The organism is Streptomyces sp. NPDC006259 (genome assembly GCF_042870975.1).
In the GTDB taxonomy this organism is placed as follows: domain Bacteria; phylum Actinomycetota; class Actinomycetes; order Streptomycetales; family Streptomycetaceae; genus Streptomyces.
The window spans coordinates 525,133-538,098 of the sequence record NZ_JBIAHY010000004.1; the positions used below are offsets into that span (position 1 = coordinate 525,133).

General features: G+C 72.2%; 8 protein-coding genes and 1 pseudogene. 1 reads left to right on the forward strand and 8 read right to left on the reverse strand.

The genetic code is table 11. The features are described from left to right. Nucleotides 1–148: 148 nt before the first annotated feature. The 5 genes and pseudogenes from ACFYO5_RS19000 to ACFYO5_RS19020 all read right to left on the reverse strand — a co-directional run bounded on the left by ACFYO5_RS19000 (nt 149) and on the right by ACFYO5_RS19020 (nt 5,248). Nucleotides 149–2,488 carry an ABC transporter permease gene (locus tag ACFYO5_RS19000; RefSeq protein ID WP_388709913.1) on the reverse strand — a complete coding sequence of 780 codons (2,340 nt, stop codon included), beginning with the start codon at nt 2,486–2,488 and terminating at the stop codon, nt 149–151. Next, entirely contained in the window at nt 2,485–3,174 is a 690-nt protein-coding gene (locus tag ACFYO5_RS19005) for an ABC transporter ATP-binding protein (protein ID WP_388709915.1), read from the reverse strand. Before ACFYO5_RS19005 ends, ACFYO5_RS19000 begins: the two co-directional genes overlap by 4 nt. Then, nucleotides 3,171–3,695 carry a PadR family transcriptional regulator gene (locus tag ACFYO5_RS19010; protein WP_388709917.1) on the reverse strand — a complete coding sequence of 175 codons (525 nt, stop codon included), beginning with the start codon at nt 3,693–3,695 and terminating at the stop codon, nt 3,171–3,173. Before ACFYO5_RS19010 ends, ACFYO5_RS19005 begins: the two co-directional genes overlap by 4 nt. 369 nt (nt 3,696–4,064) lie before the next feature. Continuing rightward, nucleotides 4,065–4,367 (reverse strand): annotated as a pseudogene (locus ACFYO5_RS19015) (hypothetical protein); the annotation flags it as partial. Beyond that, entirely contained in the window at nt 4,313–5,248 is a 936-nt protein-coding gene (locus ACFYO5_RS19020; protein WP_356570138.1) for an SPFH domain-containing protein, read from the reverse strand. The gene ACFYO5_RS19020 and the pseudogene ACFYO5_RS19015, both read right to left, overlap by 55 nt. 294 nt (nt 5,249–5,542) lie before the next feature. On the opposite strand from ACFYO5_RS19020, the gene ACFYO5_RS19025 reads away from it, so the two are divergent. After that, nucleotides 5,543–7,972: a transglycosylase domain-containing protein gene (locus tag ACFYO5_RS19025; RefSeq protein ID WP_388709920.1), complete on the forward strand. Its 2,430-nt coding sequence runs from the start codon at nt 5,543–5,545 to the stop codon at nt 7,970–7,972. Nucleotides 7,973–8,057: 85 nt separating this feature from the next. On the opposite strand, the gene ACFYO5_RS19030 is transcribed toward ACFYO5_RS19025, so the two are convergent. From ACFYO5_RS19030 to ACFYO5_RS19040, 3 genes are all read right to left on the reverse strand, one after another. Next, entirely contained in the window at nt 8,058–10,166 is a 2,109-nt protein-coding gene (locus ACFYO5_RS19030; protein ID WP_388709922.1) for a SpoIIE family protein phosphatase, read from the reverse strand. Nucleotides 10,167–10,462: 296 nt separating this feature from the next. Continuing rightward, nucleotides 10,463–11,155 (reverse strand): DUF402 domain-containing protein, encoded by a 693-nt coding sequence (locus ACFYO5_RS19035; RefSeq protein WP_356566091.1) that lies wholly within the window; start codon nt 11,153–11,155, stop codon nt 10,463–10,465. A 72-nt stretch (nt 11,156–11,227) separates the two neighbouring features. Continuing rightward, nucleotides 11,228–12,613, reverse strand: a complete 1,386-nt coding sequence (locus tag ACFYO5_RS19040) for a class II fumarate hydratase (RefSeq protein ID WP_388709924.1) — start codon at nt 12,611–12,613, stop codon at nt 11,228–11,230. Between the last annotated feature and the right edge of the window lie 353 nt (nt 12,614–12,966).

Sequence of the window (12,966 nt, forward strand, 5' to 3'; positions counted from 1 at the left end):
CGAGGACCGCGAGGGGCGACGCCGCCGGGTAGACGAGCCGGTCCGGAACCCGCCGCCGCAAGGGCCGCGCCGGGCAGCGGTGAACGGGCCGGGGGCCCCGCCCGTTCGGCAGGGCCCCCGGCCCGTTCGGCTCGTGCGCGGCGCACGCTCACTCGGTGCGCAGGCCGTCCGGCCGCATCAGCCGCAACAGCGGCGGCAGGCTCAGCAGCGTCACCACCAGGACGACCGCTCCACCGGCGACGGTCATCGCCAGCACGCTTCCCCAGTCCACGCCCACCGGCGTGTCCGTCATCCGCAGCAGCACCGCGCCCAGCGTGATGCCCACCACCGAGGCCAGCAGCAGGCCCAGCCCGATCGGGACCGCCGTCTGCCACAGCACCGACAGGCTCAGCGTGCGGCGCCGGGTGCCGAACGCGACCAGCGCGGACAGCAGTCTGCGGCGTTCGCGCAACTGCTCCAGCTGCGACACCAGCAGGCTCGCCCCGATCAGGACCAGCACGCAGACGGCGCCGACCAGCAGCCCGGTGCGCAGCGAGTCGTACCTCTCGGAGACCGAGGTGGCCGACCAGCTGGTCGGAACGGTCAACGGGTCCACGGCGGCGGCGGTGTTGCGGATGTGATCGGAGGCATCCGGGACCGAAGCGTCGACCGAGAGGTACAGCTCACCCCTGACGGCCTTCGCGAGGTGCTCCGGCAGCGCGCCCGGAGTCATCAGGAAACCGCCGCGCCGGTTGCCGGTCGGATCCACGACCGAGCGGGCCGCGCCGACGCCCGCCGGGACGGTCCAGGTGACCTCCGTGCCGTCGTCACGGCCGGAGGACTCCAGATACAGCCTCTTCCCCGGCCGGTTGAGCACCGGCCCGTCGAGGGAGTACTCGGCGCCTTCCAGGACGAACAGGTCGCCGTTCGCGCAGGACGGCAGCCTCGCCACCTCGCGCAGGGCCGCGCAGTCGCCGACGGTCAGCTCGGTGGCCAGGTCCGGGCCGTTCTCCGTCTTCCACGAGGCGTCGCCGAGGTACCCCTCCCACAGGGCCGTGACCTTCCGTACGCCCTTGGTGTCGGTGAACTTCCGGACGGTCGCGTCCATCGGGACGCCGTCCGGGAGAGCCACCTGCATCTGCGCCCGGCTCAGATCCTTGCCGGTGTCCTCGGTGTACTGGTCGTCGACCCCGGCGAACAGCATCTGCAGCGCGATCGCCGCGGCCACCGCGACCGCGATGCCGTTGACCATCCGGGCCGCCGCACCGCTGCTCAGCTGAAGTCTGCGGACCGCCAGTTGCCAGGCCACGCCCCCGGCGCCGAGGCGGCCGACGACCGTCTCCACCAGCCACGGCAGCAGTGCGGTGATCCCGACCAGCAGCAGCAGCACACCGCCGACCACGAGGTACTTGTTGAACTCGCCGTCGCCACGGCCCTGTCCCACCATCGGGTAGAGCATCGCCAGCCCGGCCACCGGCAGCAGCAGCCGCCACCACAGCCGGCGCCGCGCGGGCTTCGCCGCGCGCACCACGCCGAGCGGCTCGATCACCACTCCGCGCAGCGCGAACAGGGTGACCAGTACGGCGGCGCTCGGCACCGCCAGCGCGACCAGCGCGGCCAGCGCGGGGGAGGGATCCAGATAGCTGGGCCACACGCTCACGCCCATCACCTCGACCGAGCCCGCCACCTGACGTCCGATCAGGAAGAACACGGCGCCCAGGGCCAGGCCGAGCAGCGCTCCGGCCAAGGCCTCGCCCGCGGCGATGCGCCGCGTCATCCGGCTGTCGGAGCCGACCAGCCGCAGGGCCGCGAGCCGGCGGTCGCGCCGCTCGCCGCCGAACCGCACGGCCGCCGCGATGAAGACCGCGACCGGCATCAGCAGCGCCACGATCACGACGATGTTCAGCAGGACCAGCACCGGGTCCGACTGCTCGGGGGACGGGTTCGGGGTGCCGAACGCCGTCAGCCGGGCCGTCCGCGAGCCGTCGATGCGCGAGGCGAGCCCCGAACCGGCCGCGTAGTAGGCGAGTTCCCGCGAGCCGATCAGCCCGCTCTCCCCGATGTTCCCGGCGATCCGGTACGGCAGCCGCTCACGCAGCAGCGCCGAACCGTCCGCGGCGAGCAGCTGCCTCAGCGCGGGCGAGACGAGCATCTCGCCCGCTGCCGGGAACCGGCTCACCCCGGGCGGCAGCGGGGCCCGCGGCCCCTCCGGCTCCACCAGCCGCCCGCGCACGTCCTTGTCGCGGAACGTCGTGTCGACGTCGGAGATCAGCAGGGTGTCGTCCGCCCTGGGGGGTATGTCCGAGCTGTACGTGTAGTCCAGGCGCGCCTCCTCGCGGTCGTGCCGCGCGGCCAGCGCGTTCGGCAGCGCGGTGGACAGCAGCAGCAGCGCCACGCCGAACCCCACCCCGACGGCCGTCAGCACCGCCCGGACCCACCCCTCCCGCCCGCCCGCGAAGGCGAACCGGACCCCCATGGCCAGGTCCCGGCCCCACTGGCGCAGACTCATACCACCCGCTCCATGTCCCGCGACTTCCCGTCCCGTACGACGATCTCGCGGTCGGAGTACGCCGCCACCCGCGCCTCGTGCGTCACCAGCACCACGGCCGCGTTGGCGGACCGGGCCGCCTCGGTGAGCAGCTCCATCACGCGCTCGCCGTTGAGCGAGTCCAGCGCCCCGGTCGGCTCGTCGGCGAAGATCACCCGCGGGCCGGTCACCAACGACCGCGCCACGGCCACCCGTTGCCCCTGTCCGCCGGACACCTCACCGGGCCGCTTCCCGCGCAGGTCGTCGACCTCCAGCCGCTCCATGCACGCCAGGGCGGTCCGCTCGGCCTGCTTGCGGGGGGCGCCGTTCAGCCGCAGTGGCAGGGCGACGTTCTCCACGCAGGTCAGTTCCGGTACGAGTTGGCCGAACTGGAACACGAACCCGAACTCGGAGCGGCGCAGCGCGCTGCGCCGGGCGTCGCTCATCGTCGCCAGCTCCTGCCCGTCGTAGGTGATGGAACCGGAGTCGGGCGGCACGATGCCGGCGAGGCAGTGCAGGAGGGTGGACTTGCCGGACCCGGAGGGGCCCATGACGGCGACGACCTCGCCGGGGTGGATGGAGAACTCGGCGCCGTCCAGCGCGAGGGTGGGACCGTACGCCTTGCGCAGGTCGTGCGCGGCGAGCAGCGAACCGGCGGGGGCCCTCATGCGGTCACCGCCTCTCGCAGCCGGTCGAGACGTGCCGCAGTCAGCTCCAGCCAGCGCAGGTCGGCCTCCAGGTGGAACAGGGCGTGGTCGCAGATCAGCTGGTCGGCGAGGTCGCCCTTGCGCTTGCGGTCGGTCAGGATGCGCATGCTGCGCAGGTGCTCCGAGCGCTGCGTGTCCAGGATGTCGGCCGCGTCGCGGTGCGTGAGCAGCGCGAGGACGACCTTCGTGTAGAGCGCCGACTGGAGGTACGGCTCGGGCTTCTCGGGCGTCGCGAGCCACCGGGCGACGTCGGTGATCCCGGCGTCGGTGATGGCGTACCGCTTGCGTTCGGGGCCGCCACCCGCCTCGATGCCGTCGACCTCGACCAGACCGTTCTTCAGCAGCCGGGACATCGTCGAATAGACCTGGCCGTAGTGGAGCGGCCGGTCGTGACCGAACTTCTCGTCGAAGGCCCGCTTGAGGTCGTAACCGTGGCGGGGCCCGGACTCCAGGAGTCCCAGGAGTGTGTGACCGATGGACATGAGGAGCACTGTACATACGGTGTATACGCGGTGTGTATACGGGCCGTGTGCGGGTGATGCCGGGGCGTGCGACCGTGCAGGTGGGGGCGGATTGTCACAGGTTCGCTACAGAGCCAGGCCGCTGCGGGGCCCGGTCGCCACGGGGCCTGTTCGAGGCGGTGCCGGTGACCCGCCCGTCCGGGGGAGGAGGCGTTCCCGGGGGTGGAGCCGGGCCGTTCAGGCCGACGGGTGTCCGGCGGCGGAGTCCCCGGGAGGCTCGGGGCGCTCGGGAGACCCGTCCGGGGATCCGGCGGACCGGCCGGTCCCGGCGCCGCCGGCGGTCCCCGCGCTCCTGGGGAGCCCGGCGCGCCCGGACGGCGTAGGCGAGCCGGGCGATGCGGGAGAGCCCGGGGAGACAGGGGGGCGCCCCCGCCGGGGCAGTGGCTGGGTGCCGCCGGGCAGCCGCCCGGCATCCTGGAGCGCCTTGCGCAGCAAGAACTCGATCTGCGCGTTCGCCGACCGCAGCTCGTCGGACGCCCACCGGGCCAGCGCGTCGTGCACCAGCGGATCGAGCCGCAGCAGCACCTGCTTGCGCTGCTGCGGCCGACGCCGAGGGGTCGCCCCCTCTCCGGGGGAGGTCACTGGTAGAGCGTCCCCGTGTTCAGCACCGGCTGCGGTGCCCGGTCCCCGCACAGCACCACCATCAGGTTGGACACCATCGCCGCCTTCCGTTCCTCGTCCAGTTCCACGATGCCCTGCTCGGCGATCCGGCTGAGCGCCGCCTCGACCATGCCGACCGCGCCGTCCACGATCTCGCGCCGCGCCGCGACCACCGCGCCCGCCTGCTGCCGCTGGAGCATCGCGGAGGCGATCTCCGGAGCGTAGGCGAGATGCGTGAAGCGGGACTCGATGATCCGCACCCCGGCGGCCGCCACGCGCGCGTGCAGCTCGGTGGCGAGCTTCTCGGTGATCTCCTCGGCGTTGCCGCGCAGGGAGAGCCCGTCCTCGTCGTGGGCGTCGTAGGGGTACTCGATGGCTATGTGGCGGACGGCGGCCTCGGTCTGGGTGGAGACGAACTCCACGAAGTCGTCCACCTCGAAGGAGGCCTGCGCGGTGTCCTGCACCTTCCACACGACGACGGCGGCCAGCTCGATGGGGTTGCCGTAGGCGTCGTTGACCTTGAGGACGGGGGTCTCGTGGTTGCGGACGCGGGTGGAGATCTTCTCGCGGGAGGTGAGGGGGTTCACCCAGCGCAGTCCGTCCTCGCGGATGGTCCCCCGATAGCGTCCGAACAGCTGCACCACGCGGGCCTCGCCCGGCGCCACCATGTTCAGCCCGCACATGGCGAGGAACGCGGCGAGCGCGACGAGGATGCCGCCGGTGATCAGCGCGGCCTTGCCGCCGGTCGCGGTCACGGCCGTGGCGGCGGCGATCATCCCGCCGCCGATCAGCAGGCCGACCAGGCCGGACAGCAGGGCGAGGCCGCCGCCCACGCTGCGGGCCGGGAACTCGCGTACCTGCGGGGCGGGCATCTCGGGAATGTCGACGGTGGTCGACGGGTCGTGCGTGGTCATGGGTCCCCCCGTTCCTCGCGAGCGGCTGAGCCGATGGGACGGCCGTCGCCCGCGCGATGTCTTCTGTCTAGCTAAGTGATATCACTTTACCGCGGGATGGCAACCCTTGACCGCTCCCGTACGTCGGTCTGGTAGGGGCGGTGCGCCGGTTCCCCCGTGAGGGGTGCTGATTCTCACGCCCTCGCAGGGCCGGATCGAGACCCCTTCGCCACAGAGAGCGGTGTTAGCTTTCTGAGCTGACCTGCCTCCGGGCACTGGTGTGACTGCCGACTAGGAAGCGGAGCGAGCGGACTCATGGGACGAGCGGAAGAGAGACGAGCGCGGCAGCGTGGTGGCCGTCGCGCGGCGCCCAGGGACCGCTCGTCGCAGGCGGCGCCGCACGAGCCGCGCGCGGACTCGGCGCCGGCGGCGGAGGGCGGGGCGCACAGCGCGGCCGGCGGACGCGCGGCGGCCCGCCGCTCCACGCGGAAGGGCGGCAGGGGAGCAGCGGGCGGCAAGGGGGCCGCGGGCGGCAAGGGCCGGATACGCCGCCTGTTCACCTGGAAGAAGGTGCTCGGCACCTTCCTCGGCTTCACCGTGCTCGTCATCGGCGCCTTCATCGTCCTCTACATGACGACGCCGATCCCCGACACCGCGAACGCCGACGCCCAACTCCAGAGCAACGTCTACAAGTACAGCGACGGCAACCTGCTGACCCGCGACGGCAAGCTCAACCGGGAGAACGTCGACCTCGCCGACGTCCCCAAGCCCGTCCAGCACACCTTCGTCGCCGCCGAGAACAAGACCTTCTACGACGACGCCGGCGTCGACCTGAAGGGCACCACGCGCGGTGTCCTCAACACGGTCATGGGCAAGGGCGCCCAGGGTGGTTCGACCATCACGCAGCAGTACGTCAAGAACTACTACCTCACCCAGGAACAGACGGTCACCCGCAAGCTCAAGGAACTGGTCATCTCGCTGAAGCTGGACCGGGAGAAGTCCAAGGACTACATCCTGGCCGGCTACATCAACTCCAGTTACTACGGCCGCGGCGCCTACGGCATCCAGGCCGCCGCCCAGGCCTACTACCGCGTCGACGCCGACAAGCTCACCGTCGCCCAGGGCGCCTACCTCGCCGCCCTGCTCCAGGCCCCCAGCCAGTACGACTGGGCCGCCGCCTCGCCGACCGGCAAGAAACTGGTCCAGCAGCGGTGGAACTACGTCCTGGACAACATGGTCGAGAAGGACTGGCTCGACAAGAGCGAGCGCGACGGCATGAAGTTCCCCGTCCCCCAGGAGCCGAAGGCCGCCCCCGGTCAGGAGGGCCAGGTCGGCTACCTGGTGAAGGCGGCCAACAGCGAGCTGGAGAAGCAGCTCGTCGCCCAGGGCGTCGCCGACAGCAGCCAGGAGGCCGAGGCGATGGTCAGCGCCGGCGGCTGGAACATCACCCTCAACATCGAGAAGAAGAAGCAGAAGGCGCTGGAGACGTCCGTCAAGGACCAGCTGACCAGCAAGCTGGACAAGAAGAAGCGCCCCGTCGACGGCGACGTCCAGGCCGGTGCCGTGTCGGTGAACCCGAAGACGGGCGCGGTCGTGGCGATGTACGGCGGCGTCAACTACGTCGAGCACTACACCAACAACGCCACCCGCACCGACTACCAGCCCGCCTCCACCTTCAAGCCGGTGATCCTGGCCGCCGCCCTGGACCAGGGGGCGGTGACGCAGGACGACGAGAAGATCAGCGCCGACACGATCTACGACGGCACCAGCAAGCGCCCCGTCGTCGGCAGCGACATCGGCTTCGCGCCGCAGAACGAGGACGACGTCGACTACGGCGACGTCACCGTCCAGACCGCGATGAACCAGTCCATCAACTCCGTCTTCGCCCAGCTGGGCGTCGACGTCGGCATGGACAAGGTCCTCAAGACCGCGGACGACCTCGGCATGGACACCGCGGACCTGAAGGCCGTACCCGCGCAGACCCTCGGCACCATGGGCGCGAGCCCGCTCCAGATGGCGGGCGTCTACGCGACCCTCGACAACCACGGCCGGAAGGTCACCCCGACGCTCATCAAGTCGGCGGAGAACAGCGCGCACGCGGTGAAGCCTGCCGACCCGATCGGCGAACAGGTCATCACCCGCAAGGCCGCCGACTCGGTCACCTCGGTGCTCACGGGCGTGGTCGACGACGGTACGGCGCGCAAGTCCGTACTGGACAACCCGAAGCGCAACGGCCAGAAGGTCGCGGGCAAGACGGGCACCTCCGACGACAACAAGTCGGCCTGGTTCACCGCCTACACGCCCGACCTGGTCACCTCGGTCGGCCTGTTCGGCGAGTCCGCCAAGGCGCCGCACCCCCAGGTGACCCTGACCGGCGCGACCGGCCTGATCCCCGGCAAGGGCCGTATCAACGGCGGTGGCTACCCGGCGCAGATCTGGGCGTCGTACACCTTCGGGGTCGCCTCCAAGGTCAGCAGGTTCGACCTGGAGACCGACCAGGGCGCGGCGGTCCGGCCGAGCGTCACGGCGAGCCCCTCCTCGTCGCCGTCGAAGGAGCCGTCGGAGGAGCCGAGCACGACGACCCCGTCGGCCAAGCCCTCGAAGTCGCAGACGCCGTCGCAGACGCCGACCACCCAGGAACCCTCGGAGGAGCCGACCACGCAGGAGCCCTCGGAGGAGCCGAGCACGGGGGAGCCGTCGACGGAGCCGCCCGAGAACCCGCTGGATCCGCAGTTCGGCCAGTAGAGGCGACGGCGGAGCCGACCGGAGGACACGGAGAGGGGGCGCCCGGCATCATGCCGGGCGCCCCCTCGGTGTCCTCCGCCGCGTCCTACGAGCCTCGGTTCAGCTCGAACCAGACCACTTTTCCGGTGCTCAGCCGGGTCGCCCCCCACCGCCGGGCCAACCGGTTCACCAGGTAGAGGCCGCGGCCGCCCTCGTCCGTGGCGCGGGCCTGCCGCAGCCGGGGCAGCTGCGGCACGTCGTCGCCGACCTCGCAGCGCAGCACGTCGGTGCGCAGCAGCCGCAGCGACACGGGCCGGGTGGCGTACCGCACCGCGTTGGTGACCACCTCGCTCACCAGCAGCTCGACCGAGTCCGTCATCTCCTCCATGCCCCAGCGGGCCAGAGCCCGCCGGGCCAGCCGCCGGGCCCGTCCCGGAGCCGCGTCCTCCGGCTCCAGGAACCAGTACGCGACATCACTGGGGGCGATGCCGTCGAAGCGGGCGGCGAGCAGCGCGATGTCGTCGTCCCGGTCGCCCGGACCGAGCATGTCGAGCACCTCGTCGCAGAGGGCCTCCAGCGGCGGCGGATGGTCGGGACCGGTCAGCTGCGCGGTCGCGGCGAGCTTCTCGCGCAACTGCTCTATGCCGGTCGCCACGTCCCGCAGCCGGGACTCCACCAGACCGTCCGTGTACAGCAGCAGGGTCGCACCGGCGGGCGCGTCCAGCTCCACGGCCTCGAAGTCGACGCCGCCCACCCCGATCGGGGCGCCCGGCGGCACCCGCAGCACCTCCGCCCGGCCGCCCAGGTGCAGCAGGATGGGCGGGGGATGGCCCGCGTTGGCGATCGTGATGCGGTGCGCCACCGGGTCGTACACGGCGTAGAGGCAGGTCGCCATGCGGTCGGTGCCCAGGCGCTGGGCCTGCTCGTCGAGGTGGTGCAGGACCTCCTGCGGGGGCAGGTCGAGGCCGGCCAGCGTCTGGGCCGTCGTGCGGAGCTGGCCCATGATGGCGGCGCTGGTCATGGAGTGCCCCATGACGTCACCGACCACCAGCGCGACACGGCTGCCCGGCAGCGGGATCGCGTCGTACCAGTCGCCGCCGACCCGCGCGGTCTCCGCGGCCGGCAGATAGCGGGAGGCCAGCCGCACACCCGTGGGGCGGGGCAGGGTCTCCGGCAGCATCGTGCGCTGGAGCTCGTCGGCGATGTACGCCTCACGGTCGTACAGCACCGCCTTGTCGATGCCCAGGGCGCTGTGCGTGGCGAGCTGCGCGGCCACCAGCAGGTCGTCCGTCTCGAACGGGATGCGCTCGGGGCGGCGGATGAACACCGCCGCGCCGATCACCCGACGCCGGCCGCGCAGCGGTGCGAGGATCGCACGCTGTCCGCCCGGAATGTCCAACCGGCTCTCCGCGCCGAGGAGTTCGGGCAGCGCGGCGATCGCGGCCGGGGTGTCCGCGAAGACCGGACGCACCCCGCGCAGCACCTCCGCGAGGGCTCCGCCCGGCCGTACCTCGCACAGTTCCGCGATCGCCGCCGACAGCTCGGACAGCTCCGGTGTCTCCGGGGGTGGCATGCCGAGCTGCGCGAAACCGGGCTCGGGCTCGCGCTCCTCGGGGATCCGGTCGGTGCGCCGCAGCCGCAGCACGACCCGGTCGGCGGCCGGCCGTTCGTCGCCGACGGGCAGCGGGTCGCGCAGGTAGACCAGGATGGCGTCGGAGAAGGTCGGCACGGTCGCCCGGCACAACCCCATCACGATCTCGTCCAGGTCCAGACCGCGGGCGATCCGCCGGGTCGCCGCGCCCACGAAGCGCAGCCGGTCGCCGTCCCGCCGCATCGGCGTGGGCTGCCGGCCGGCCGCGGGGGCCTGCCCGGTGCGCCGGTCCCTGCCGTCCGGGGACCGCTCGGCGCGCGTGTCGGCGCCCGGCTGGAGCGGTATGGCCTCCGGTGCGGGGCGCGGCCGGTGGGCGTCCGGCTCGGCGGCCGCCGTGGGCTGTGAGTGCTCGGTGTCGGAAACGGCCGGATCCTTCCCCTGGGGGCAGGGCGCCGGGCCGCCCGGCACGGTGGTGCCCGGCGTGCCGTCGGCACGGGTCTGGGCGGCGGCGGTCGGTAAGGCGGACGCGCCCGGCGCGGGACCCTGGGTACGAAGAAGCGCCCCGCGGTCGTCCGTGGGGTCCACGCCCTGAGGGCGTTCGTAGGAGGTGGGCTGCTCCGTCACGCGTGTCGAATCCGTCCGTCCGGGGCTGCGCGCCGCGCGTGCAGTCGGTCCCGCAGAGAGTCCGATACCCGGAATACATGTCCCTGGAACGGAATTCCCGCGTGGTCAGAGGCTGTTCCTGTGCAACCGGTGGGCCCACCGCGGCCCTTGCCGGCCCTGCCCTCGTACCCCTCGCTCACGTCCTGCCGCCCCTCGGTGACGTTGGGTCAGACCTGGTGCCCGCTCCGGCAGTTGCGGTTGAAGCGCCCTTGCGGAGGACGATCCTACGTTTGCCGCCCGGGGGCGCATCAAGGGTCTCATGTGGACAGGCGCGCAGGCGTTCGGTCCCAGTCCTCCGGCAGCAACGGTACGGCCCAGGACGGGTCCGGGCGCCAGTCCTCCCAGCCGTCCGCGAACGGCGCACCCCAGGCACGGATCACCTCCACCGCCGACCGGCCGGCCTCCCGGACCCGCTCGGCCACCGACACGTCCATCAGTCCGTCGTGCTGAGCCTGCGCGAACTCGTCCTCGTCGCGCCAGTCCCAGGAGCGGTCGGGATATACACACAGGTCCAGGAAGTGGTCCTCGGAGTCCACCCCGCCGTCCCAACGGGCCAGCGGTTCCTCGAAGTTGACGTACCAGTTCTTGAACCGCCAGCCCGGCTCCCAGAACAGCCACACCGACCAGGGCTCGCCGGGCCGCGCCAGCTTCAGCACACCGGTGCCGAACCAGCGGCCCGGCACCACCGCCCGCGGTTTCGTGTAGCGCGTCCGCAGCGGTTCCCGGTGCGGGGGAGTGCCGTCGGCGAGCACGGGTCTGACGCACCGGGTGCCGGGGGCCAGCCACACGGCGAGGAGTTCCGCGTCGTCCCGGACGACGGTGACGGGGCGGGCGATGTGAAAACCCGTGCCGCCGTTCTCCCGGTACCGCCACAGGATCTGGTCCCCGGGCCGCCAGAAGCCCGCCGTCCCGCCCGTTCCCACGCGCCTCACCGCTCCACCGTCTGCCATGCACAGATATTAGGTGTCATGGGCATACGACGCTGCGGCGCGCGTCACGGTTCTCGCGCCGGGCGCGAATGGTTACGGGTGTGTCATCCGCAGGACATCGAGCGCCTCGTCGAGCTGCTCGCGCGTGAGGTCGCCCCGTTCCACGTACCCGCCATCGAGCACCGTCTCGCGGATCGTCCTGCGCTCCGCCAGCGCCTTCTTGGCGACCTTCGCGGCCTCCTCGTACCCGATGTACTTGTTGAGCGGGGTGACGACGGACGGCGACGACTCGGCGTACTCCCTGGCCCGTTCACGGTGGGCGACGATCCCGTCCACGGTCCGGTCGGCGAGCAGTCGCGACACGTTGGCGAGCAGCCGGATCGACTCCAGCACGTTCTTGGCGATGACCGGCAGCATCACGTTCAGCTCGAAGTTGCCGGCCGCGCCCGCCGTGGCCACGGTGGCGTCGTTCCCGACGACCTGCGCGGCGACCATCAGCACCGCCTCGGGGATCACCGGGTTGACCTTGCCGGGCATGATCGAGGACCCCGGCTGGAGGTCGGGCAGCGAGATCTCCGCCAGCCCGGTCCTCGGCCCGGACGCCATCCACCGCAGATCGTTGGAGATCTTCGTCAGTCCTACGGCGATGGTGCGGAGCTGCCCGCTGGTCTCCACGATGCCGTCGCGCGCGCCCTGCGCCTCGAAGTGGTCGCGCGCCTCCGTCAGCGGCAGCCCGGTGACCCGGGCGACCTCCTGGATGACGGCCGCGGAGAAACCGGGCGGCGTGTTGATGCCCGTGCCCACCGCCGTGCCGCCCAACGGCAGTTCGGCGAGCCGGGGGAGGGACCCCTTGAGCCGCTCGACGCCGTACCGCACCTGGGCGGCGTACCCGCCGAACTCCTGACCCAGGGTCACGGGCGTGGCGTCCATGAGATGGGTGCGCCCCGACTTCACCACGTCGGAGAACTCCGTCGCCTTGCGCTCCAGTGAACCGGCCAGGTGCTCCAGGGCGGGGATCAGGTCACGCGTGACGGCGGCGGTGGCGGCGATGTGGATCGACGACGGGAAGACGTCGTTGGACGACTGCGAGGCGTTCACGTGGTCGTTGGGATGGACGTCCCGGCCGAGCCGCTCGGTCGCCAGCGTGGCGACGACCTCGTTGGTGTTCATGTTGGACGACGTCCCGGAACCCGTCTGGAACACGTCCACCGGGAAGTGCTCGTCCCACTTCCCCTCGGCCACCTCGGCCGCCGCCTCCTGGATGGCCCCGGCGATCTCCTTGTCCACCACGCCCAACTCGGCGTTCACCTTCGCGGCGGCACCCTTGATCCGGGCGAGCGCCTCGATGTGCGCGCGCTCGATGCGCTGCCCGGACACGGGGAAGTTCTCCACGGCCCGCTGCGTCTGCGCCCGCCACTTGGCATCCGCCGGTACGCGGACTTCGCCCATGGAGTCATGCTCGATGCGGTATTCGGTCATACGGGGTACAGCGTGCGGGCGGCCGCGGTTGTTCCGGCGGTGGGCCGTTCGGGGTGCCGCCGCGAAGGTGACTCCGTCCCCAGACCTCCCCGCCCCATGACCAACCACCACCCGACCCGGTCGGCCGTGCCGGCCCGTCCGACGCTCGCGGACGAGGCCCGTGCGGGGCCGACAGCGGGGTGCGGAGGCCACGACTCGACCGCGACTCCGGGTCGGGACGGCAAGGGGGTGACTCCGGGTCGGGACGGCAAGGGGACGGCAGGGGCGAGAACCCCTGCGCGGGCCGCGGCCGGACCCGCGCCCATCCGCGGGAGCGCGCCCCCGACCTGCCCGCCGGACTGCCCTCCGCCCGC